We start from the raw sequence: 20508 nt of genomic DNA, 5'->3' as shown, positions 1-20508 counted from the left end.
CGCTTAGGAACCGGGTTTCAAAAGGGGCGTTGTGTCACATGGATAGTGACCTTTTGCCCCCCCGCTCTCGCTATCCACTCAAGTGGGCCCGGAATCGCCAACCCTCCCCCCCCCCGGTGGCGTTTCCGGGCCCTCATTTTCTTCCGAACCAGCAACAGCCGCGACCTTCGCGCGACGCCAATGCGTTACGCGAATGGCGACGAGCGCGAACTCGTAGAGCAGGATCAGCGGCACCGCGAGGATCACCTGGCTGACCGCATCGGGAGGCGTCAGGACGGCGGCGATGAAGAAGGCGCCGACGATCATGTAGCGCCGCCCCCCGGCCAGCTGCTCGCGCGTCACCAGCCCGGCGCGCTCGAGGATCATCAGCAGGATCGGCAGCAGGAAGGCGACCCCGAAGCCGAACAGGAACTTGGTCGAGAAGCCCAGATAGTTGCCGATGCCGGGCAGCGCGTCGGTCTCCACCCCGCCGATCTCGCCCTCGTAGCCCAGCAGGAATTCGAGCGCGATCGGCATGGCGACGAGATAGGCGAAGCTCGCCCCCAGCGCGAAGAAGACCGGGGTCAGCAACAGGAAGGGCAGGAATGCCCGTTTCTCCTTGGCGTAGAGCCCCGGCGCGACGAAGCGCCACAGCTGCACCGCGAGCACCGGGAAGGTGATCATCAGCGCCGCGAACAGCGCCACCTTCACCTCGACGAAAAAGGCCTCGAAGATGTCGGTGAAGATGAGCCGCCCCTGCCCCGCGTCGAGCAGCGGCTGGACCAGCACCGCGAAGATCGGCTTGGCAACATAGAAGCAGCCGACAAAGGCGACGGCGAGCGTGGCGACCACCCACAAGAGCCGCCTGCGCAGCTCGACGAGATGCTCGAGCAGCGGCATCTTGGTCTCGTCGAGATCCTTCACGGCCGCTTGCGCTCCGGGTCGTCGGGACGCGCGGAGTCGCCGGGCACCCCGGTCGCCGCATCGCCCGGCACCATCGGCGGCTGCTCGTCGTAGAGGTCGGCGGGAAAGCGCTTCATGATCTCCTCATTCTGCCGCTTCCACTGCTTCTCCATCTCCTCGAGCTCGGCCTCGCGCACGATATTGTCGATGCCCTGCGTGAAGTGCCGCGCATAGGCGCGCAGCTTGCCGACGAAGCGACCGACGACGCGCATCAGCCCGGGCAATTCCCTGGGGCCGACGACGAGCAGCGCGATCACCCCGACGACGAGGATTTCGAGGCCACCGATCCCGAACATGGACTAGCTCGCGGGCTTGTCCTGTTCGCGGTCGCGCTTGACCTCGGCCTCGATCGTCTGGTCCTCGCGCGGCAGCTGGCGCGGTTCGCTCTTGGCGGGGGTCTCGTCCTCTTCCGCCATGCCCTTCTTGAAGCTCTTGAGCCCCTGCGCGACGTCGCCCATCAGGCTGGAAAAGCGCCCGCGCCCGAACAGGAGCAGGACGAGGAAGGCGAGGATGAGGATACCGGGAAGGCCGATATTGCCCATGAGAAGACTCCACGTAAAAGTTGTTTCACGGGCGGTTTAGACCTCTTCGTCCCCGACTTCCACCTCATCCTCTTCCTCGTCATCGCCCGACAGCGCCAGTTCGAGCGCCTCCTCGTCGAGCGGATCGAGCAGCCCGGCCGCCTTGAGGTCGTCGATCCCCGGCAGGTCGCGGCGGCTGGCCAGCCCGAAATGGGTGAGGAAATCGGGGGTCGTGGCATATTGCAGCGGGCGCCCCGGGGTCTCGCGCCGCCCCGCCGTGCGCACCCACCCCGCCTCCATCAGCACGTCCAGCGTGCCCTTCGAGATCTGCACCCCGCGGATCGCCTCGATCTCGGCGCGGGTGACGGGTTCGTGATAGGCGATGATGGCGAGGCATTCGGTGCCCGCGCGCGACAGTTTGCGCGGCTCCTCGCGGGTGCGCCGCAACAGGTGCGCGAGATCGCCCGCGGTCTGGAAATGCCAGCGCTTGCCGCGCTCGACCAGCTCGATGCCGCGCCCCGCATAGTGACCCGCCAGTTCGCCGAGCGCCGCCTTCACGTCGCCCTCGCCCGCATGATCGCCGATCTGCTCGGCGGTGAGCGGTTCGTCGGCGGCGAACAGCACCGCTTCGACCTTGCGCGCGAAATCCTCGCTCATCGGCCCTTCTTCACCTTCACCGCCCCGAACGGCTCTTCCTGCTCGAGGTCGATCATCCCCGTGCGTGCCAGTTCGAGGCTGGCGAGGAAGGAGGAGGCAAGGCAACTCTTGAGGAAAGCCTTGTCCTCGCTCCGGGGCAGGAAGCGGCGAAGGTCGGTCCATTCGACCGCGAAGCCGAGCATCGACTGCAGCCGCTCCATCGCGTGTTCGAGCGTCATCACCTTGCGGTCGTGCACCACGTGCATCGCCGGCTGGGTGCGCGCGCGCACCTGCCCGTAAGCGGCGAACAGGTCATAGGCGCGGACCTGCCAGCGCGACTTGCGCTCGGTCCTGAGCCCCTCGGGTGCGGCGCGCAGGAAGACGTCGCGTCCGACCCGGTCGCGCCCCAGCAGCCGCGCCCCCGCCTCGCGCATCGCATCCAGTCGCATCAGCCGCTGCTGCAACCGCCACGCCAGTTCCTCGGGGCTGGGATCGACCTCGGGGTCCTTGGGCAGTAGCAGGCAGCTCTTGAGGTAGGCGAGCCACGCCGCCATCACCAGATAGTCGGCGGCGACCTCGAGCTGGAGCGCCTGCGCGCGCTCGATATAGGCGACGAACTGCTCGGTCAGCTCGAGGATCGAGATTTCGTGCAGGTCGACCTTCTGCCCGCGGGCGAGGTCGAGCAGCAGGTCGAGCGGGCCTTCCCAATGCTCGATGTGGAGCGTCAGCCCCTCGTCCTCGACCACCGGATGCAAGACCACCTCGCCCATCGGGGAAGCGTAGCGCAAATCGGCGCCCTTACAAGCGCCTCAAGCGAGCGCGAGCAGTTCGTCGCGCTTGGCGATCGCCTCGGCCATGTCCATCGGCTCGTCGTCGGCGCTGATCTCCATCGCTTCGTCCATCCGCCGCCGACCCGCCTCGGTGAGGTCGGGGATGACCTCGGCGACCGAGACCATCTCCTCCATCTTGCCCGAGCAATGCAGCGCCACGTCGCAGCCCGCGTAGATCACCCCGATCGCGCGCTCGGCGATCGAGCCGTCCATCGCCGCCATGTTGAGGTCATCGCTCATCAGCCAGCCATCGAAGCCGATCCGCCCGCGCACGATGTCCTGGATGACGAGGCTCGACTGACTGGCGATATGGTCGGGGTCCCACGCGGTGTAGACGATATGCGCGATCATCCCCATCGGCGCCCAGTTCAAGGTCTCGAAGGGCGCGAGGTCCACGTCGAGCTCGGGGCCCGTCGCGGTCACCGTGGGGCGGTCCTCGTGGCTGTCGACCATCGCGCGGCCATGCCCCGGGATATGCTTGATGATCGACACCACCCCCGCCGAATGCAGCCCGTCGATCACCGCGCGGCCGAGCGCGGCGACCTTCATCGGCTCCTCGCCCAGCGCGCGGTCGCCGACGATCGCGGTCGCGCCCTTCTGGCGCACGTCGAGCACGGGCAGCGCATCGACGCTGACCCCGCACTCGGCCAGCATCAGCCCGATCGCGCGCGCGTTGACGCGCGCCGCCTCGATCGCGCTCGAGGGCGCCTTGTCATAAAGCCGCGCGAACTGCTCCATCGCCGGGAAGGCGGGAAATTCGGGCGGGCGCATCCGCGCGACCCGTCCCCCCTCCTGGTCGACCAGTACCGGCAGGCGGTCGCGGCCGTGCAGGGCGCGTAGCTCGTCGGTGAGCGCGCGCACCTGCGCCGGGGTCTCCACGTTGCGCCCGAACAGGATATAGCCCGCCGGGTTGGCGTCGGTGAAGAAGGCGCGTTCCTCGCGGCTCAATGTCGGGCCCGACAGCCCGTAGATCACCGCCTGCATCAGCGCACGACGACGCAGCTCTCGCCCGCCGCCTCGAGCGCGGCGCAAGCGGCGCGCGCGGCAGCGGCGTCGGCGGCGCGGGCGCGCAGCCGGTAGAGGGTGCGTCCCCCCACCTCGGCCTCGACGATGAGCTTCTCGAGCGCCGCCACCTTGTCGTAGCTGGTCGACAAGAGCGCCCAGCCGGTCTCGGCCTGCGCGCGGGTCGAATAGGCCCCGAGCTGGACCAGCGGCCCGCTCGCCGTCGCGGCGGGCGCGGGCGCGGGTGCGGGCGCGGGGCGCGGGGCGGGCGCGCTGGGGCGCGTCGCGGGCGCGGGCGCGGGCTCGGCGACCGCGATCCGCGGCGCTTCCTCCGCCAGCTTGGCGGTATCGAGCTGGGCGTCGGGATCCTCGCCCACGCTGGTCGCGTGCGCGGTCCCGCTGTCGTCCGACAGGTCGAGCCCGCCGGGATCGGCCGGCCGCGTCTTGTAGGGCGTCTCGGGGGCCTCGATCAGCGGCGGCGCGCCGCCCGCATCCTCGCGCCCGAGCAGGAAGGTGGTGAGGCCGACGGCGACCAGCCCGGTCACCACCAGCCCCGCGCCGACCGCCATCTTGCGGGCCGAGATGGGGCGGGGGCCCGCCTGGTCCTCGACCGCCTCGAGCCAGGGCAGCCGTTCCTCTTCACTGGCGTCCATCAACGCATCTCCTCGGCGGCTTCGACCCCCATGATCGCGAGCCCGTTGCGCAATACCTGCCCGATCCCGCGCGCCAGTTCCAGTCGCGCGCGCGACAAATCGGGCTGCTCCTCGATCAGGAAGCGCTTGCCCGGATCGTCGTTGCCGCGGTTCCAGCTGGCATGGAAGGCGGCGGCGAGGTCGTAGAGATAGAAAGCGATGCGGTGCGGCTCATAGGCGTCGGCGGCGAGCCGGACGACCCGCGGGAATTGCGCCGCCTGCCGCACCAGCGCGCGCTCGACCTCGTCGAGCAGCGTGAGGTCGGCCGCGCCCGCATCGAGCCCCGCCGCGGCGGCCTTGCGCTTGAGGCTCGAGATGCGCGCATGTGCATATTGGACGTAGAAGACGGGGTTTTCCTTCGACGCCTCGGTCACCTTGGCGAAGTCGAAGTCCAAGGGCGCGTCGGCCTTGCGGGTGAGCATCATGAAGCGCACCACGTCCTTGCCGACCTCCTCGACCATCTCGGCGAGCGTGACGAAATTGCCCGAGCGCTTGGACATCTTCACCGGTTCGCCGTCGCGGAACAGCCGCACCATCTGCACCAGCTTGACGTCGAGGCCCTTCTCGCCGTCGGTCAGCGCGGTGACCGCCGACTGCACCCGCTTGACGGTGCCGGCATGGTCGGCGCCCCAGATGTTGACCAGATGGTCGGCGCCCTGCGCCTTCTGGTAATGATAGGCGGCATCGGCGCCGAAATAGGTCCAGCTGCCGTCCGACTTCTTCATCGGGCGATCCTGGTCGTCGCCGAACTGGGTCGAACGGAACAGCGTGAGCTCGACCGGTTCCCAATCGGCGGGGGTCTCGCCCTTGGGCGGCTCGAGCACGCCCTCGTAGACCAGCCCCTTGGCGCGCAGCGTGGCGAGCGCCTCCTCGACCTTGCCCGAGGCCTGCAGTTCGGCTTCGGACGAGAACAGGTCGTGGTGGATGCCGAGCAGCGCGAGATCCTTGCGGATCATGTCCATCATCTTCTCGACCACGAAGGGCTTGAAGACGGGCAGCCACTCGGCCTCGGGCGCCTGCGCATAGCGCGCGCCATAGGCGTCCTTCAGCGCCGCGCCGACGGGCTTGAGATAGTCGCCCGGGTAGAGCCCCTCGGGGATCGCGCCGATGTCCTCGCCCAGCGCCTCGCGGTAGCGCAGGTGCGCCGAGCGCGCGAGCGTGTCGACCTGCGCGCCCGCGTCGTTGACATAATATTCGCGCACCACCTTGCGCCCGGCCCATTCGAGCAGGCTCGCCAGCGCATCGCCGACCACCGCGCCGCGGCTGTGCCCCATGTGCATCGGCCCGGTGGGGTTGGCGCTGACATATTCGATGTTGATCGTGCGCGCGTCCTCGCCCGCATCGACGCGGCCGTAATGGTCGCCTTCCGCGAGCATCGCTTCGAGCTCCTCGTCCCACACGCGCGGGTCGAGCTTGAGGTTGATGAACCCGGGCCCCGCGACCTCGGCGGCGGTGACCCCGTCGAGCGCCTCGAGCCGCGGCGCGATTTCGCCCGCCAGCGCGCGCGGGTTGGTTCGCGCCGGCTTGGCCAGCACCATCGCCGCATTGGTGGCGAGGTCCCCGTGGCTGGCATCGCGCGGCGGCTCGACCGCGACCGCCTGCATCGGCAACCCGTCGGGCAGCACGCCCTCGCGCACGAGATCGCCGAGGATGGCTTCGAGCTTGTCCTGAAAACGGGCGTAGAGCGACATGACTGTTGGGTTCCGGCAGCTGGGGAAGAGGTGCGCAGCCCTCTAGCGCGTCCGGTCGCCGGAAAAAAGCCCGCGCGCGCGCTTCAGTCGCGCTTGGGGGCGAAGACCAGCCGCCAGCGGTTCGGTTCGTCGTCCGAACCGACCAGCGTGGCGACCGGCCTGGGTGCCCCCGTGCCCCCGTCGGCGAACGCGAAATGGCTGTGGTCGCCCTCGTCGAGGCTCTCGATCAGCCGATAGCCGGCCTGCCGATAGGCGGCCGCGATCTGGTGATGCCGCACCCCGGGACGACGCGCGATGTCGATCGCCCGGTTGCGCAGGTGATAGCTGTTGGGCACCCCGCCGACGCGGCGGTTGTGCGCCGGGCTGCGATAGGTCGAGGTCACCGTGCCCCATCGCGCGCCGAGCGCGGCGGCGGCGTTCATGTCGAAGGCCATTCCCGCGCCGACCATCGGTTGCGGCGCGGCGGTCAGGCTCGGCACCGACAGCCCCGGCCCGGTCACCACCCGCATTCCCTCGGGCGCCCCTCCTTCCCCATCGACGGCCAGCACGAGCATGGTGGCCAAGAGCATTGTCGGCATGATCCGCGACTCCCCGCTGTTGACCCGCACGGTATATCAGAAGTTAACAACGCACGCCAAGGCAGACGGCACGAAAATGTCTCTTTTTAGGCCAAATGCACGTCGCCGATCAGGGCAGGCGGGCGAAATCCTCGGCGGTCGGCAGCGCCTCCCCCGGCCCCTCGGCGGCGCGGCGCGCCGCGTCGCGCAGCCGCCAGTCGCGCTCGAACAGCCAGAAGCACAGCCCCACGCTTGCGCCATAGACCGGGCCGGGGTCGACCGGCCAGTCGCCCGCCATCCCGAAGCTGCCCCCCGCGATCACCGCCATCAGCGCGATCCGCGTCATCCACCCCGCCAGCGCGCCCATCAGCAGCGCCGCGACCCACACCCATTTCTCGCGCCACGCGCTGCCGACCGCATTGGCGGCGGGGTAGCCGAACAGGACGATGGCGAAGGCCGCCACCGGCACCAGCGCGCCCGTCAGCAGCAGCAGCGGCACGAGCATCGCCGGGTCGATTCGCCCGCCCGCGACCAGCGCGATGACGACCAGGGCGAGACTGCCGAGGAAGCTGCCGCTGATCGCGCCCATGATGATCGGCGCGCGCGGGATGAAGGGGCGCATCATCGCCCCGCCCCCGGCGTCACCGTCGCCGCCGCGGGCGCCGTCGCCGCCGTCGCCGCCAGCGCGCGGATCTCGGGGTTGTGACGGACATGGACCCCGGTCCCCGGCGTTCCCGCCAGCGCGGCGATCGCGGCGGCGACCGTCTCGGCGGGAATCGAGCGCAGCTTGCGCGGCACCAGCCGGTCGGTCAGCGGCGACAGCCAGATGCCGAGCCGCTCCTTGACCCGCCGCTCGCGCGGGCGCGCGCCCTTGAGCAGCCCGGGGCGCACGATGTCGAGCCGCGGGTAGCCGAGGCTCTCGACGTCGGCCTCCATCTGGCCCTTGATCTGGAGATAGCGGCTGCGGCTCGACGCGCGGGCCATGGCCGAGGAGACGACGACCAGCTGGCGCGCGCCCGCGGCCCTCGCGGCGCGCGCGAACTCGACCACCCCGTGGCGGTCGATACGGTCGAAATCCTCCCAGTTGCCGACCTTCGCCCAGGTCGTGCCGATCGCGGCGACGGCGACATCGACCGCCTCGCCTTCGAGCAGCGCGGGCCAGTCCTCGAGCGCCCCCGTCTTCTCGCGCCAGCCGGGCCGGGCCGGCAGCGTCGCGCGCCGCGCGAGGCTGAGGAGCGGGCGCCCCTCGAGGCGGGGCAAGAGGTGCGAGCCGACCAGCCCGGTGGCGCCGATCAGCACGATCCTGTCATCTTGTGCGCGTCCCGCCATGCTTGCCGATATAGGCGCCGCCGCGGCAATACCTAGGGGCGGCTAGAATTTGGCCTCGAGCGCGACCGGCCCGATCCACGCCTCGTGGCGCGCGATCGCGAAGGGGTCGGTCATGCCCGCGATATAGTCGGCGATGCCGCGCCGCCGCGCGGTCTCGCCCTCGCCCCGCGCCCATCCCTCGGGCAACAGCTCGGGGCGCGCGATCAGCGCCTCGGCCAGCCCGGTCACCACCGCCTTGGCCCCCTCGCGGATCGGCTGCAGCGGCGCGCTGTCGTAGAGGTTGGCGTAGAGGAACTGCTTGAGCGCGCGTTCCTCGGCCGCCAGCGCGGGCGAGAAACCGACCAGCGTACGCCCCGCCGCGCGCACCTCGTCCACCGTCTCGACCCCCGCCGCGGCGATCCGCGCGCGCGTCTCGGCGATCACGTCGCCGACCATCGTGCCGATCATGTCGCGCACCAGCGCGGCGCGCTTGCGCGCGAGGTCGAGCCCCGGGTGCCGCGCCTCGATCGCGCGCCAGTGCCGCGCCACGATCGGCACCGCGAGCAGCGCGTCGAGATCGAGGATGCCCGCGCGCAGGCCGTCGTCGACGTCGTGATTGTCATAGGCGATGTCGTCGGCGATCGCGGCGAGCTGCGCCTCGAGGCTGGCGTGGCTGGCGAGCGCCAGCGCATGCTCGGCGTCGACCGCCGCGAGCGCCCAGCCGGGCGCGGCGACCGGCCCGTTGTGCTTGGCCAGCCCCTCCAGCGTCTCCCACGTCAGGTTGAGCCCCTCGTGCCCCGGATAGGGGCTCTCGAGCAGCGTCAGGATGCGCAGCGCATGGCCGTTGTGGTCGAACCCGCCGGCATCGGCGACCGCCGCCTCGAGCGCATCCTCCCCGGCGTGGCCGAACGGCGGGTGGCCGAGGTCGTGCGCGAGGCACAGCGCCTCGGTGAGATCCTCGTTGAGCCCCAGCGTGCGCGCCATCGCGCGGCCGATCTGCGCGACTTCGAGGCTGTGCGTCAGCCGGACCCGGTAATGGTCGCCGTCGGGGGCGACGAAGACCTGCGTCTTGTGCCGCAGCCGGCGGAAGGCGACCGAGTGGATGATCCGGTCGCGGTCGCGCTGGAAGGCATCGCGCGGGCCGCGCGGGCCCGCCGCGTCCTCGCCATGCCGCCGCCCGCGCGAGGCATGCGGGTCGCTCCTCAGGCGCGGGTCGAGCACGATGGCGGTCTCCTAGAGCGGGTCGATGCGCAGCGCCGCGGGGTCGCGCTGCCAGACGAAGGCGTCGACCCCCGCGGCCTTGAGCGTGTTAACCAGCGCCTGCGCCTCGCCCCGGTCGTCGAACGGGCCGACGAGCAGGCGGTGGAAGTCGACCCCGCGGGTCAGCAGCGGGTCGCGGCCCGCCAGCGCGTCGGGCGCGCGCCGCTGGAGGCGGCGCCATTCGAAGCCCATCGCGCCGCGATTGTCGCTCCCCGCGAGCTGCACGAACCAGCGTCCCTCGACGCCGATGTCGGGGGCGGCGGGAACGGCGGGGGCCGGCGCCGGACGCGCCGCCTCGACCTTGGGCCGGGGCGGCGGGGGGGCGTCATATTTGGGGCGCGGCGCGGGGGGCGGGGTCGCCGCCGCGACCTCGCGGGTGACCAGCGGCGCGGGCGGTTGCGCCAGCGCGCGTTCGATCCCCGACAGGCGGTCGGGCGCGGCCGCGCGCGGCTCGGATGGGGTGTCGGGCGCGCTCGCGGGCGCCGCGCGCGGGCCCACCACCGGGCGCGGCGCGGGGGGCGGCGCGGGCGCTTGCGTCTCGGGGGCTTGCGCCTCGGCGGTCGGCGCGTCGGACGGCTCGCCGCCGTCGGCAAAGCGCCGTTCGCGCCGCAGCTGCGCATCGCGGATCCGGCTGTAGGTCATCGGCCCGGTCGCCTCGTAGGTCCCGGCCGATGCGCGGCGATCGTCGTCCGAGCGCTCCTGCGTGGTGACCTGCGACGCCTGCGCGTCGACCGGGGGATTAGGGCGCGCGGGCGGCCTCGTCGCGGTGCGCGCGGGCGCGGGCGCGGAAGGGGGCGCGGCCGCGGGCGGCGACGCCTGCGCCACCCTCGGCGCGGGCGCGGGGGCCGCGGCGGGCGGCACCGCCTGCGCGGCCCGCGGCGCGCTCGCCGCTGCCGCGCCGGCATCGGTCGGGAACACCCCGAGGTGCACCGCCGCCGCTTTCTGCTGCGGGGTCAGCTGCGGGAGGCGGCGCAGGAACGGCTCGATCGCCGCGCCCGCACCGGGCATCGCGCTCTCGATCGCGCGGCGCGCATTGTCGGTATCGCCGGTCAGCGCCAGCACGAAGGCGCGCGCGCGCAGCGCCGCCGGGTCGCCGGTGGCGACGAGCGGGGCGAGCAGCGCCATCGCCGCGGTGCGATCGCCCCCCATCGCGAGGTTGAGCGCCAGTCGGCGGCGCGCCTCGTCGGCGCGCGGCCCCGCCATCGCCGCGCGATAATCTTCTTCGGCGGCGCGCGTCTGCCCGAGCAGGTCGTAGGCGAGCCCGCGGCCCGCGCCCATCGCCACCGCGCTGCCGCCGCGGCCCTGCGCCGCCGCGAAGAACTGGAGCGCGCGCTCGGGCTGGTTCATCTGCACCGCGACCGAGCCCTGCCCGATCAGCACCCCGGGGTCCTCGGGGCGCACCTCGGCGGCGCGGCCGTAGAAAGCCGCCGCGCTCGGCAGGTCGCCGATCGCCAGCGCGGCATCGCCGGCGCCGACCAGCGCGTCGAAGTTGCGCGGCTCGCGATCGAGCAGCGCGAGGTTGCGGGTGAGGTCGTCGACCGGGCTGGGCTGCGCGGCGGCGGCCCCGGCGAGCAGCGCCGCAAGGGCGCCGGCGAGCGCGCGCGAGGCGCGCCGTGAAGGGGGAATCGGAAGTCGCATGGCGACGGTCATGCCCGGCTCAAGCTTTCAGGGAACTGTCCCCTGCCGCGCGGTGCGACGAACGGTGCCGCTCGAGCGACGAGCAGCAGGGGCAAGTCATTAATTTCGCTAGTTATTCTTGCGGTTAAGGAAGCCCGGGATGTCGAAGCTCTCGGCCCCGAACCCGGGTTCGTCCTGCGCCCCTTCCTCGCCCGTCGCCTGCGCGCCGCGCGCGATGTTGCTCATCCGCTCGAACAGCGTCCCGCCGCCGCCGGGGGGCGGGGTCGGCACGGTCTTGCGGGCATTCCCCTTGGCCGCCAGCAACGAGGGCATGTCGTCCTCCTCCTCGGCGTCGGTCTCGGCGACATCGTCGGCGGGCGGCGCCACCGGGGGCGCGCTCACCGGGCCGGCGAGGATGTCGTCGCTCTCGAGCATCAGCGGATCATCGTCCTCGCGCTCGTCCTCGCTCGCGAGCGCGTCGGTCAGGTCGAGCGCCTCTTCCTCGACCTTAGCGCCCGGGGTCGGGCGCGCCGCCGCGGCGGTCGCATTGTCGATCGAGAAGCTCGCCTTGGGGGCGATGCTCGGGGTCGCGGGGGGCTGGCCGCCGCGCGCGCCGGGGAAGGTGAAGACGCTCGACTGGCTGGTGCTCGCCGACTGCGGCACCCCCTTCACATCCTCCTCGCCGTCGATCCCGGTCGCCACCACGCTGACGCGGATCTTGCCCTCGAGGTCGTCGTTGAAGGCGCTGCCCCAGATGATGTTGGCGTCCTCGTCGACCAGTTCCTTGATGTGGCTGGCGGCCTCGTCGACCTCCATCAGCTTCATGTCCATGCCGCCGGTGATCGAGATGATGACGCCCTTGGCGCCCTTCATGCTGACCCCGTCGAGCAGCGGGTTGGAGATCGCCTTCTCGGCGGCCTCGATGGCGCGGTTCTCGCCCTCGGCCTCGCCGGTGCCCATCATCGCCTTGCCCATCTCGCTCATCACCGAGCGCACGTCGGCGAAGTCGAGGTTGATGAGCCCGGGCATGACCATCAGGTCGGTGATGCCGCGCACCCCCTGCTGCAGCACCTCGTCGGCCATCTCGAAGGCCTCCTTGAAGGTGGTGTCGGGGGTGGCGAGGCGGAACAGGTTCTGGTTGGGGATGACGATCAGCGTGTCGACATGCTGCTGCAGCTCCTCGATCCCGCTGTCGGCGGCGCGCCCGCGGCGCGCGCCCTCGAAGGCGAAGGGCTTGGTCACGACCCCGACGGTGAGGATCCCTTTGGCGCGCGCCGCCTTGGCGATGACCGGGGCGGCGCCGGTGCCCGTGCCCCCGCCCATCCCGGCGGCGACGAACACCATGTGGCTGCCCTCGAGCGCGCGTTCGATCTCCTCGATTGTTTCCTCGGCGGCGGCGCGCCCGATCTCGGGGCGCGAGCCCGCGCCGAGCCCCTGCGTGATCTTGAGCCCGAGCTGGAGGCGGGTGTCGGCGGCGCTGGCGTTGAGCGCCTGCGCGTCGGTGTTGGCGACGAGGAACTCGACCCCCTGCACGTCGGCTCCCATCATGTTGGCGATGGCGTTGCCGCCCGCGCCGCCGACCCCCACCACGCTGATGCGCGGGCGCAGTTCGTCGACCTCGGGTCGCTGGAAATCGATGCTCATGTCGGGTGCCTCCCTTGCTCCGCCAACCTACTGAACCGTAGAGCGGAATCTTGGCACATCCCGACTCGGCGCCAAAGCGAAAACTGCGCCGCGATGGCCAATTAGTGAAGAAATGATTCAGTATGGGACGATTAATCGGTTCGCTGATTCGATCTGGCCCCGATCAGCCGCCGCGCAGCGCTCCCAGCAGCCGGTCGACCAGCCCGCCGCGGCGCCGGCGCCGGGTCGGCACCGCGATATCGTCGGACCCCTCCCCGCTCTCGGCGGCGAGCAGCAGCAGCCCGACGAGGCTCGAGAAGGCCGGCCCGCGCTGCGCCTCGGGCAGTCCGCGCACCTTGCGCGGCCGTCCGATGCGCACGCGATGGCCGAGCACGCCCTGCAGATAGTCGTCGACATTCTTGAGCTCGGCCCCGCCCCCGGTGAGCACCACCTGCCGCTTGACCGGCCCGCCGAACCCGAGGCTCTTGAGCGCGGTGTCGATCTCGCCCGCCAGTTCCTCGAGCCGCTGGCGGATCACGGTGATCAGCTGCGCCTGGCTGATCCGCACCGGCTCGCCGTCCTCGCCGATCTCGGCGTCGATCATCTCGTGGTTGTCCGAGGGGCTGAGGTTGGCCGAGCCATAGCGGCACTTCATCCGCTCGGCGTCGCGGCGCGACACCCCGAAGGCCATCGCGATGTCCTCGGAAATGTCGCGCGCGCCGACCGGCAGCGTGCGCATCGCCACCAGCATGCCGCCGACGTGCAGGCTCACGCTCGTCATGTCGGCACCCAGCTCGACCAGCGCCACCCCGAGGTCGCGCTCATCCTTGCTCAGGCAGGCGCGCGCGCTCGCCAGCGGGGCGGCGATGATCGCCCCCACCCCGAGGTGCGCCGAGCGGATGACATAGTCGAGGTTCTTGAACGGTGCGAGGTCGGCGGCGATGACATGGATGTCGACGCCCAGCTTCTCGGCGTGCAGCCCGCGCGGGTTCTTGACCCCCTCGACCCCGTCGAGCGTATAGAGCGCGGGCTGCGCGTGGAGCACCACCTGCCCCTCGCGGTCGAGGCTCCCGCGTCCCGCCTCGAGCAGCGCGGCGATGTCGCCCTCCTCGACCTGCTGGCCGCCCAGTTCGACCTCGACGGTGGCGACGTCGCTGGTCAGCCCGCCGGCGGCGAACCCCGCCCACACCTCGTCGATCGCCAGCGCGTTCTTGCGCTCGGCCTGGTCCATCGTCTCGCGCACCACCGTTTCGGCGGCGTCCATGTCGACGATCGCGCCGCGCTTGATGCCGCGGCTCTGGTGCTGCCCCGAGCCGACCACCTCGAGCTGGCCGTCCTCGCCCACGCGCGCGATGATCGTCGCGACCTTCGAGGAGCCGATATCGAGCGCGGCGATGAGATTGTCGGGGGCGGCGGCCATCAGTCGATCTCCTCCGCGCGCGCCGCCGCGCGCGACGCTTCCTCGCGCGCGCCGACGAATTGCGGGCTGCGCGCCACCGCCTTGCCCGGCAGCCTCAGGTCGTAGCGCTCGACCCCGATGCCGAGCAGCGCCGCCTTGGCGTCGAGCGCCATGAACTTCTCGAGCGCCACCCCCGCCTCGCGCTCGCCCTCGGGCAGCACGAGGATCTCGCCGGTCTGCACGTTGAGGTCCCAGCGCCGCCCGCCGACCCAGCGCGCCGAGGCGAGCTGCGGCGCGAGCGCGGGCACCCGCGCGAGCAACCGCTCGAGCTGCGCCAGTTCGCGGTTGGCCCCGGCGCCGATCAGCAGCGGCAGGTCGGGCATCTGCGCCACCCGCACGCGTTCGAGTACCACCCCCTCGGCATCGACGAGGAACAGGCGGTCCTCGCCCTGCCACAGCGCGGCGGGGACGCGTTCGACCATGTCGATCACCAGCGCGTCGGGATAGCGCCGCGACACGCGCGCGTCCTTGACGTAGGGAAAGTCGAGCAGCTGCGCGCGCAGCCCCTCGAGGTCGACCAGCGGCAGCGCGTTGGCATGCTCGCCCAGCGCGACCCGGTAGATCGCGTCGGGATCCATCTGCTCGACCCCGCTGATGTCGATCCGCTTGACCTCGAGCCCGGCCTCGCCGAGCCCGCTGCCGATCGCGCGCCCCGCCATGCCGGGCAGCCCGAGCGCGAACAGCAGCGCGACCAGCGCGACCAGCGCCGCCGCGATCCCCGTCCGGCGCAGCAGCCGGTCTGCGCCCGGCGTCGCCTGCACCTTCGCCGCGCGCTTCTTGGGCGCGGGCTTCTTCCTGGTCTTGCGGGTCCCCCCTCGGGCCATCAGCCGAATGCCTCCGCGATCAGCCGCTCGCACAATTCGCCATAGTCGATCCCCCTCGCGCGCGCCTGTTCAGGCACGAGGCTGAGCGGGGTCATGCCCGGCTGGGTATTGGTCTCGAGGAGGAACAGCCCGTCGAGCCCGCGCTCTTCGTCCCAGCGGAAATCGGAGCGCGAACAGCCGCGGCATCCCAGCAGCCGGTGCGCCTCGAGCGCGAGGTGCTTCATCCGCTCGGCGACGGGTCCGGGCACCTCGGCGGGACAGACGTGGACCGTCTGCCCCTCCTCATATTTGTGCGCATAATCGTACCAGCCGCTGGCGATCTTGAGTTCGGTGACCTCGAGCGCCTCCTCGCCCAGCACCGCGACGGTCAGCTCGTGCCCGGCGATGAATTCCTCGCACAGGAGCCGGTCGAATTGCTGCCACGGCCCCTCGGTCTCGCGCGTGATCGGCCCGAATTCGTCGGTGACGATCGCCACGCCGACCGAGGAGCCCTCGTCGACGGGCTTCAGGACGAAGGGGCGCGGCATCGGCTCGGCGTCGTAGAGGCTCTCGCTCGTCACGATCCTGCCGGGCGGCATCGGGATGCCATGCGGTTCGAGCACCGCCTTGGTCAGCTGCTTGTCGATCGCCACCGCCGAGGTGGTGCAGCCCGAATGGGTATAGGGGATCTGCATCAGGTCGAGCATGCCCTGCACCGTCCCGTCCTCGCCGGGCGAGCCGTGCAGCGCGTTGAAGACGACGTCGGGGCGCAGCTCGGCGATCACGCGGGCGACGTTGCGGTCCATGTCGACCGGGGTGACGTTCGACCAGCCGCGCGCCTCCAGCGCGCGCACCACCCCCTCGCCCGAGGAGAGCGACACCTCGCGCTCGGCCGACCAGCCGCCCATCAGCACGACGACGTGCATGTCCTTGTCGAGATCGCTCATCGCCGTCCGACCCTCTTGATCTCCCATTCGAGTTCCTGCCCCGAATGCTGCTTGACCCGCGCGCGCACCTCGTCGCCGAGGTCCTCGATATCCGCGCTCGTCGCCTCGCCCGTGTTGATGAGGAAGTTGGTGTGCTTTTCCGAGACCATCGCGCCGCCCTTCGTGAGCCCGCGGCAGCCGGCGTCGTCGACGAACTTCCACGCCGACCCGCCGGGCGGGTTCTTGAAGGTCGACCCGCCGGTCTTGGTGCGCACCGGTTGGCTCGCCTCGCGCGCCTCCTGGATGCGGTCCATCTCGGCCTGGATCACCTCGGGTTTCTCGGGATGCCCCTCGAGCCTCGCCGACACCACGATCGCCCCCTCGGGCAGCTCGCTGTGCCGGTAGGAATAGCCGAGATCGTCGTTCGACCAGCGCTCGAGCGTGCCGTCGCGCCGCACGATCGTCGCCTCGGTCAGGATCTCGCAGGTCTCGCGCCCATAGGCGCCGCCGTTCATCTTGACGAAGCCGCCGAGCGTGCCCGGGATCGAGCGCAGGAATTCCATCCCGCCGATCCCCGCATCGCGCGCGGCCGAGGAAATCAGCACGCCATGCGCGCCCCCGCCCGCCTCGAGCGTCACCGCATCGACCTGCTCGACCTTGGCAAAGGCCTTGGGCAGCTTGACCACCACCCCCTCGACCCCGCCGTCGCGGATGATGAGGTTCGAGCCGAGCCCCAGCCCCATCACCGGAATGTCGGGGTCGAGCTGCGACAGGAAGCCGCACAGGTCGTCGACGTCGGCCGGCTCGAACAGCCAGTCGGCCTTGCCCCCCGACTTGAACCAGACGAGCTTGGCGAGCGGCGCGTTCGCCGTCAGCTTGCCCCGCACGGCGATCTCGCTGGGCGCGCTCACTTGCTCTTCCTCGCAGCAGCGATGCCGTCGGCGAGCCGCGCCGCCCAGCCGGTGATGTCGCCCGCGCCCATGCACAGGATGACATCGCCCTTGGCGGCCACGTCGCGCAGCGCCTCGGCGAGCTCGGCCTCGTCGGCGACGGTGCGCACCATCCGCACCCCGCGATTGCGCAGCCCCTCGGCGAGGGCTTCGGCATCGACCCCCTCGATCGGGTCCTCGCCCGCGGCATAGACCGGGGTGACATAGACGATGTCGGCCTCGTTGAAGGCGGTCTGGAATTCCTCCATCAGCTCCTGCAGCCGCGTATAGCGGTGCGGCTGCACCACCGCGATGACGCGGCTGTCGGGGCAGGCATCGCGCGCCGCTTCGAGCACCGCGCGGATCTCGACCGGGTGGTGGGCATAATCGTCGATGATCGTCGCCCCGCCGATTTCGCCGACCTTGGAGAAGCGCCGCTTGACGCCGTCGAAGCTGGCGAAGCCCTCGCGGATCTGGTCCTCGGTGACGCCGAGTTCCATCGCCGCGCCGATCGCGGCGAGCGCGTTGAGGACGTTGTGCTTGCCGGGGATGGGCACGCGAATATCCTTCATCACGCTCACCTGCCCGTCGCGGTCGGTGTGGACGACGTCGAAGCAGGTGCCGCCGAGCTCGGGGCGCACATGGTCGGCGCGAAGGTCGGCCTGCGTCGAGAAGCCGTAGGTGCGGATGCGCCGATCCTGCACCTGCCCGATGACATTCTGCACCTCGGGATGGTCGATACACATCACCGCGAGCCCGTAGAAGGGCACGTTCTCGACGAACTGCGCGAACGCCGCCTTGACCTCGTCGAACCCGCCATAATGGTCGAGATGCTCGGGATCGATGTTGGTGACGATCGCGATCGTCCCGTCGAGCCTGAGGAAGCTGCCGTCGCTCTCGTCGGCCTCGACCACCATCCAGTCCGACTTGCCGAGCCGCGCGTTCGAGCCGTAGCGGTTGATGATCCCGCCGTTGATCACGGTCGGGTCGATCCCGCCCGCGTCGAGCAGCGCGGCGACCATGCTCGTCGTCGTCGTCTTGCCGTGCGTGCCCGCGACCGCGACGGTGCGCTGCATCCGCATCAGTTCGGCGAGCATCTCCGAGCGCTTGACCAGCGGCAGCCGCTTTTCCGATGCCGCCTGCACCTCGGGGTTGGTGCGCCGGATCGCGGTCGAACAGACCACCACCTCGGCATCGCCGAGGTTCTCGGGGTCGTGGCCGATATGCACCGGGATGCCGAGGTCCTTCAATTTCTGCGTGACCGGCCCGTCCTTCAAGTCCGAGCCCTGCACCTTGTAGCCCAGCTGGTGCATCACCTCGGCGATGCCCGACATGCCGATGCCGCCGATGCCGACGAAATGGATCGTCCCGAGGTCGCGTCCCAACGCCTTCATGCGGGCACTCCCATTCCCGAGGGTCGCGGCTTGGGGGTGACCGCGCCGACCATGCCCACCGGCACCGGGGTGTCGCCCGCCGCGATGCGCTCGACGAGGTCGGCGAGGTCCTCGGCCGCGCGCGGGCGCCCGACCGACAGGCTGCGCGCCGCCGCGGTGGCGAGCGCCTCGCCGTCGCCGACCACTTCCTCGATCTGCCGCGCCAGTTTCTCGGGGGTGAAGTCGGGCTGCTTGATCATTGCCGCGCCCCCCGCCTTGGCCATCTCCATGGCATTGTAGGTCTGGTGGTCGTCGGTCGCGATCGGCAGCGGCACGAGGATCGCAGGCCGCCCCGCCGCGGTCAGCTCGGCGATGGTCGAGGCGCCCGCGCGCGCGATCACCAGCTGCGCGTTAGCGATCCGCCGCGGCATGTCCTCGATATAAGTCAGCGTCTCGGCGGGGATGTCGAGTTCGGCATAGCGCGCGCGCACCCGCTCGATATCCTCGGGGCGGCATTGCTGGACGACGTTCAACCGATGCCGCAGCCCCTCGTCGAGCAGCGCCAGCGCCTCGGGCACCACCTCGCCCAGCACGCTCGCGCCCTGGCTGCCGCCGGTGACGAGGAGGTGGAAGGGGCTCGTCTCGTCCAACGGCGGGAAGGGCATCTCGCCCAGCCGCGCCACCTCGGCGCGGACGGGATTGCCGACCAGCACCTCCTTGGCCTTGTCCCTCGAGCGGTGCACCGTCTTGTAGGCGGTCGCCACCGCCTTGGCCCTGCCCGCCAGCAGGCGGTTGACCCGCCCGAGCACCGCATTCTGCTCGTGCAGGATCGTCGGCACCCCTTCGGCATGCGCCGCGAGCAGCGCGGGAAAGGCGGGATAGCCGCCGAAGCCGACCACGCAGTCGGGGGTGAATTGGCGATAGAGCGCGCGCGCCGCGCTGCGCCCCTTCATCACGCTGAAGAAGGCCTTGATCATGCCCAGCGGCCCGCCGCCGAGCCGTCCCGCGGGCAGCACCTCGACCGGCACCTCGTCGAACAGCGCGGGGATCCTCGCGCCGCGCTCGTCGGTGACCAGCATCACGCCGTGCCCGCGCGCCTTCAGTTCGTTGGCCAGCGCATGCGCGGGGACCATATGGCCCCCGGTGCCGCCGGCTGCCAGCGTGATGTTCATGTACCGCTCCATCGGACCACATAGGGTGATCGGTTGAGATAGGGGTTCCGGCGGCTGAAAGCGAGCAGCAATCCCATCCCCAGCGAGAGCGCCAGCATCGACGAGCCGCCATAGGAAATGAAGGGCAGCGTCATCCCCTTCGAGGGCGCGATCTGGACGTTGACCGCCATGTTGATGAAGGCCTGCAGCCCGAACTGGAGCGCCAGCCCCGCGCTCGCGAGGATCGCCATCGCATCGTCCTCGTCGAGCAGCTTCACCAGCACCCGCGCCACGATCATGAAATAGAGGATGGCGATGGCGAGGCAGGCGATCAGCCCGAACTCCTCGCCGATCACGCTGAAGATATAGTCGGTGTGCGGTTCGGGCACGCTGAACTTGAGGCTGCCCGCCCCCGGTCCCGCCCCGAGCAGGCCGCCCGCGGTCAGCGTCGCCATCGCCTTGTCGGTCTGGAAGCTGTCGCCCTGCCCGAACAGGAAGGCGTCGATCCGCGCCGTCGCCACGTCGTACAAGAAATAGGCGAGCACGATGCCGACCAGCCCCGCCACCCCGAGCCCGACGACCAGCTTCATCCGCGCCCCCGCGAGCGCGAACAGCGCCGCCCAGGTGGCGAGGAAGATCACCGTCGAGCCGAAGTCGGGCTGGCGCATCAGGAGGACGGCGGTGAGCGCCGCGAGCCCCCCGCTCGCCCCCGCACGCGCGGCAAAGCCCCAGCGGCGGGTGAACAGGAAGGCGAGCGCCACGGTGTAGACCGGCTTGAGGAATTCGGACGGCTGCACCCGCGAGACCCCGAGATCGAGCCAGCGCCGCGCCCCGTTGACCTCGCTGCCCAGCCACGGCACCAGCGCCAGCGCGACGAGCCCGACCGCGGTGGCGGCGAGGCACAATCGGGTGAGCAGCGGGCGCGGCACCATCGAGACCAGCACCATCAGCGGCAGCGACAGGACGATCCAGCCGAGCTGGCGCCAGAAGAAATAGAGTTCGGGCAGCGTGGTGCCCGGCGCGCTGTAGCGATCGGCCGCCGCCGGGCTCGCCGCCGCGACCGCGATCAGCCCGATGCCGACCAGCACGAAGATGAGCGCGATCAGCGTGCGGTCGACCTCCCAGAACCACTGGCTCAGCGCCGAGCGGTCCGAGCGGCCGTAGCTGGCGGGGCGGATCTTGAGCATC

Annotated in this window: 21 protein-coding genes; all 21 read right to left on the bottom strand. The window is 71.0% G+C overall.

The window, feature by feature from the left end:
• Positions 1-78: 78 nt before the first annotated feature.
• Positions 79-879 carry a twin-arginine translocase subunit TatC gene (gene tatC / locus L8951_RS07560; protein WP_244383218.1) on the bottom strand — a complete coding sequence of 267 codons (801 nt, stop codon included), beginning with the start codon at positions 877-879 and terminating at the stop codon, positions 79-81.
• A 20-nt stretch (positions 880-899) separates the two neighbouring features.
• Positions 900-1238 (bottom strand): Sec-independent protein translocase protein TatB, encoded by a 339-nt coding sequence (gene tatB / locus L8951_RS07555; protein WP_244382379.1) that lies wholly within the window; start codon positions 1236-1238, stop codon positions 900-902.
• 3 nt (positions 1239-1241) lie between these two features.
• On the bottom strand, positions 1242-1484 hold the full coding sequence (locus L8951_RS07550) for a twin-arginine translocase TatA/TatE family subunit (protein WP_244382378.1): 243 nt from the start codon (positions 1482-1484) through the stop codon (positions 1242-1244).
• A 36-nt stretch (positions 1485-1520) separates the two neighbouring features.
• A complete protein-coding gene (scpB, locus tag L8951_RS07545) occupies positions 1521-2120 on the bottom strand; it encodes an SMC-Scp complex subunit ScpB (protein WP_244382377.1) in 600 nt (199 codons plus the stop codon).
• Positions 2117-2869 carry a segregation and condensation protein A gene (locus tag L8951_RS07540; RefSeq protein WP_244383217.1) on the bottom strand — a complete coding sequence of 251 codons (753 nt, stop codon included), beginning with the start codon at positions 2867-2869 and terminating at the stop codon, positions 2117-2119. Before L8951_RS07540 ends, scpB begins: the two co-directional genes overlap by 4 nt.
• 39 nt (positions 2870-2908) lie before the next feature.
• Positions 2909-3913 carry a beta-N-acetylhexosaminidase gene (nagZ, locus tag L8951_RS07535; protein WP_244382376.1) on the bottom strand — a complete coding sequence of 335 codons (1005 nt, stop codon included), beginning with the start codon at positions 3911-3913 and terminating at the stop codon, positions 2909-2911.
• On the bottom strand, positions 3913-4584 hold the full coding sequence (locus tag L8951_RS07530) for an SPOR domain-containing protein (RefSeq protein ID WP_244382375.1): 672 nt from the start codon (positions 4582-4584) through the stop codon (positions 3913-3915). The genes nagZ and L8951_RS07530 overlap by 1 nt, the downstream gene beginning before the upstream one ends.
• Positions 4584-6314 carry an arginine--tRNA ligase gene (gene argS / locus L8951_RS07525; protein ID WP_244382374.1) on the bottom strand — a complete coding sequence of 577 codons (1731 nt, stop codon included), beginning with the start codon at positions 6312-6314 and terminating at the stop codon, positions 4584-4586. Before argS ends, L8951_RS07530 begins: the two co-directional genes overlap by 1 nt.
• Before the next feature lie 83 nt (positions 6315-6397).
• Positions 6398-6892 carry a D-Ala-D-Ala carboxypeptidase family metallohydrolase gene (locus L8951_RS07520; protein ID WP_244382373.1) on the bottom strand — a complete coding sequence of 165 codons (495 nt, stop codon included), beginning with the start codon at positions 6890-6892 and terminating at the stop codon, positions 6398-6400.
• Positions 6893-7001: 109 nt separating this feature from the next.
• Complete coding sequence (locus L8951_RS07515) at positions 7002-7496, bottom strand: hypothetical protein (protein WP_244382372.1); 495 nt, start codon at positions 7494-7496, stop codon at positions 7002-7004.
• A complete protein-coding gene (locus tag L8951_RS07510) occupies positions 7493-8170 on the bottom strand; it encodes an NAD-dependent epimerase/dehydratase family protein (protein WP_244382371.1) in 678 nt (225 codons plus the stop codon). The genes L8951_RS07515 and L8951_RS07510 overlap by 4 nt, the downstream gene beginning before the upstream one ends.
• Before the next feature lie 72 nt (positions 8171-8242).
• Positions 8243-9400: a deoxyguanosinetriphosphate triphosphohydrolase gene (locus L8951_RS07505; protein WP_407696399.1), complete on the bottom strand. Its 1158-nt coding sequence runs from the start codon at positions 9398-9400 to the stop codon at positions 8243-8245.
• A gap of 12 nt (positions 9401-9412) precedes the next feature.
• Entirely contained in the window at positions 9413-11077 is a 1665-nt protein-coding gene (locus tag L8951_RS07500) for an SPOR domain-containing protein (RefSeq protein WP_244382370.1), read from the bottom strand.
• Between the two features lie 108 nt (positions 11078-11185).
• Entirely contained in the window at positions 11186-12700 is a 1515-nt protein-coding gene (ftsZ, locus tag L8951_RS07495; RefSeq protein WP_244382369.1) for a cell division protein FtsZ, read from the bottom strand.
• 163 nt (positions 12701-12863) lie between these two features.
• Complete coding sequence (ftsA, locus tag L8951_RS07490; RefSeq protein WP_244383215.1) at positions 12864-14102, bottom strand: cell division protein FtsA; 1239 nt, start codon at positions 14100-14102, stop codon at positions 12864-12866.
• The gene (locus L8951_RS07485; protein WP_244382368.1) at positions 14099-14962 is read right to left on the bottom strand and encodes a cell division protein FtsQ/DivIB; all 864 of its coding nucleotides are present in this window, start codon (positions 14960-14962) and stop codon (positions 14099-14101) included. The genes ftsA and L8951_RS07485 overlap by 4 nt, the downstream gene beginning before the upstream one ends.
• Positions 14962-15888, bottom strand: a complete 927-nt coding sequence (locus L8951_RS07480; protein ID WP_244382367.1) for a D-alanine--D-alanine ligase — start codon at positions 15886-15888, stop codon at positions 14962-14964. Before L8951_RS07480 ends, L8951_RS07485 begins: the two co-directional genes overlap by 1 nt.
• The gene (gene murB, locus L8951_RS07475; RefSeq protein ID WP_244382366.1) at positions 15885-16778 is read right to left on the bottom strand and encodes a UDP-N-acetylmuramate dehydrogenase; all 894 of its coding nucleotides are present in this window, start codon (positions 16776-16778) and stop codon (positions 15885-15887) included. The genes L8951_RS07480 and murB overlap by 4 nt, the downstream gene beginning before the upstream one ends.
• Complete coding sequence (gene murC / locus L8951_RS07470) at positions 16775-18190, bottom strand: UDP-N-acetylmuramate--L-alanine ligase (protein WP_244382365.1); 1416 nt, start codon at positions 18188-18190, stop codon at positions 16775-16777. The genes murB and murC overlap by 4 nt, the downstream gene beginning before the upstream one ends.
• The gene (gene murG, locus L8951_RS07465) at positions 18187-19341 is read right to left on the bottom strand and encodes an undecaprenyldiphospho-muramoylpentapeptide beta-N-acetylglucosaminyltransferase (RefSeq protein WP_244382364.1); all 1155 of its coding nucleotides are present in this window, start codon (positions 19339-19341) and stop codon (positions 18187-18189) included. The genes murC and murG overlap by 4 nt, the downstream gene beginning before the upstream one ends.
• Complete coding sequence (locus tag L8951_RS07460) at positions 19338-20507, bottom strand: FtsW/RodA/SpoVE family cell cycle protein (protein ID WP_244382363.1); 1170 nt, start codon at positions 20505-20507, stop codon at positions 19338-19340. Before L8951_RS07460 ends, murG begins: the two co-directional genes overlap by 4 nt.
• Position 20508: the final 1 nt, after the last annotated feature.

Origin of the sequence: Sphingomicrobium astaxanthinifaciens, from assembly GCF_022865105.1 — a bacterium.
Taxonomy (GTDB): domain Bacteria; phylum Pseudomonadota; class Alphaproteobacteria; order Sphingomonadales; family Sphingomonadaceae; genus Sphingomicrobium; species Sphingomicrobium astaxanthinifaciens.
This window is presented reverse-complemented; position numbering and strand designations above follow the sequence as displayed.

Excerpts from the sequence above, each read along its gene's own strand:
- tatC (WP_244383218.1), bottom strand. The coding sequence starts at position 879 with ATGCCGCTGCTCGAGCATCTCGTCGAGCTGCGCAGGCGGCTCTTGTGG.
- tatB (WP_244382379.1), bottom strand. The coding sequence starts at position 1,238 with ATGTTCGGGATCGGTGGCCTCGAAATCCTCGTCGTCGGGGTGATCGCG.
- L8951_RS07550 (WP_244382378.1), bottom strand. The coding sequence starts at position 1,484 with ATGGGCAATATCGGCCTTCCCGGTATCCTCATCCTCGCCTTCCTCGTC.
- scpB (WP_244382377.1), bottom strand. The coding sequence starts at position 2,120 with ATGAGCGAGGATTTCGCGCGCAAGGTCGAAGCGGTGCTGTTCGCCGCC.
- L8951_RS07540 (WP_244383217.1), bottom strand. The coding sequence starts at position 2,869 with ATGGGCGAGGTGGTCTTGCATCCGGTGGTCGAGGACGAGGGGCTGACG.
- nagZ (WP_244382376.1), bottom strand. The coding sequence starts at position 3,913 with ATGCAGGCGGTGATCTACGGGCTGTCGGGCCCGACATTGAGCCGCGAG.
- L8951_RS07530 (WP_244382375.1), bottom strand. The coding sequence starts at position 4,584 with ATGGACGCCAGTGAAGAGGAACGGCTGCCCTGGCTCGAGGCGGTCGAG.
- argS (WP_244382374.1), bottom strand. The coding sequence starts at position 6,314 with ATGTCGCTCTACGCCCGTTTTCAGGACAAGCTCGAAGCCATCCTCGGC.
- L8951_RS07520 (WP_244382373.1), bottom strand. The coding sequence starts at position 6,892 with ATGCCGACAATGCTCTTGGCCACCATGCTCGTGCTGGCCGTCGATGGG.
- L8951_RS07515 (WP_244382372.1), bottom strand. The coding sequence starts at position 7,496 with ATGATGCGCCCCTTCATCCCGCGCGCGCCGATCATCATGGGCGCGATC.
- L8951_RS07500 (WP_244382370.1), bottom strand. The coding sequence starts at position 11,077 with ATGCGACTTCCGATTCCCCCTTCACGGCGCGCCTCGCGCGCGCTCGCC.
- ftsZ (WP_244382369.1), bottom strand. The coding sequence starts at position 12,700 with ATGAGCATCGATTTCCAGCGACCCGAGGTCGACGAACTGCGCCCGCGC.
- L8951_RS07485 (WP_244382368.1), bottom strand. The coding sequence starts at position 14,962 with ATGGCCCGAGGGGGGACCCGCAAGACCAGGAAGAAGCCCGCGCCCAAG.
- L8951_RS07480 (WP_244382367.1), bottom strand. The coding sequence starts at position 15,888 with ATGAGCGATCTCGACAAGGACATGCACGTCGTCGTGCTGATGGGCGGC.
- murC (WP_244382365.1), bottom strand. The coding sequence starts at position 18,190 with ATGAAGGCGTTGGGACGCGACCTCGGGACGATCCATTTCGTCGGCATC.
- murG (WP_244382364.1), bottom strand. The coding sequence starts at position 19,341 with ATGAACATCACGCTGGCAGCCGGCGGCACCGGGGGCCATATGGTCCCC.
- L8951_RS07460 (WP_244382363.1), bottom strand. The coding sequence starts at position 20,507 with ATGCTCAAGATCCGCCCCGCCAGCTACGGCCGCTCGGACCGCTCGGCG.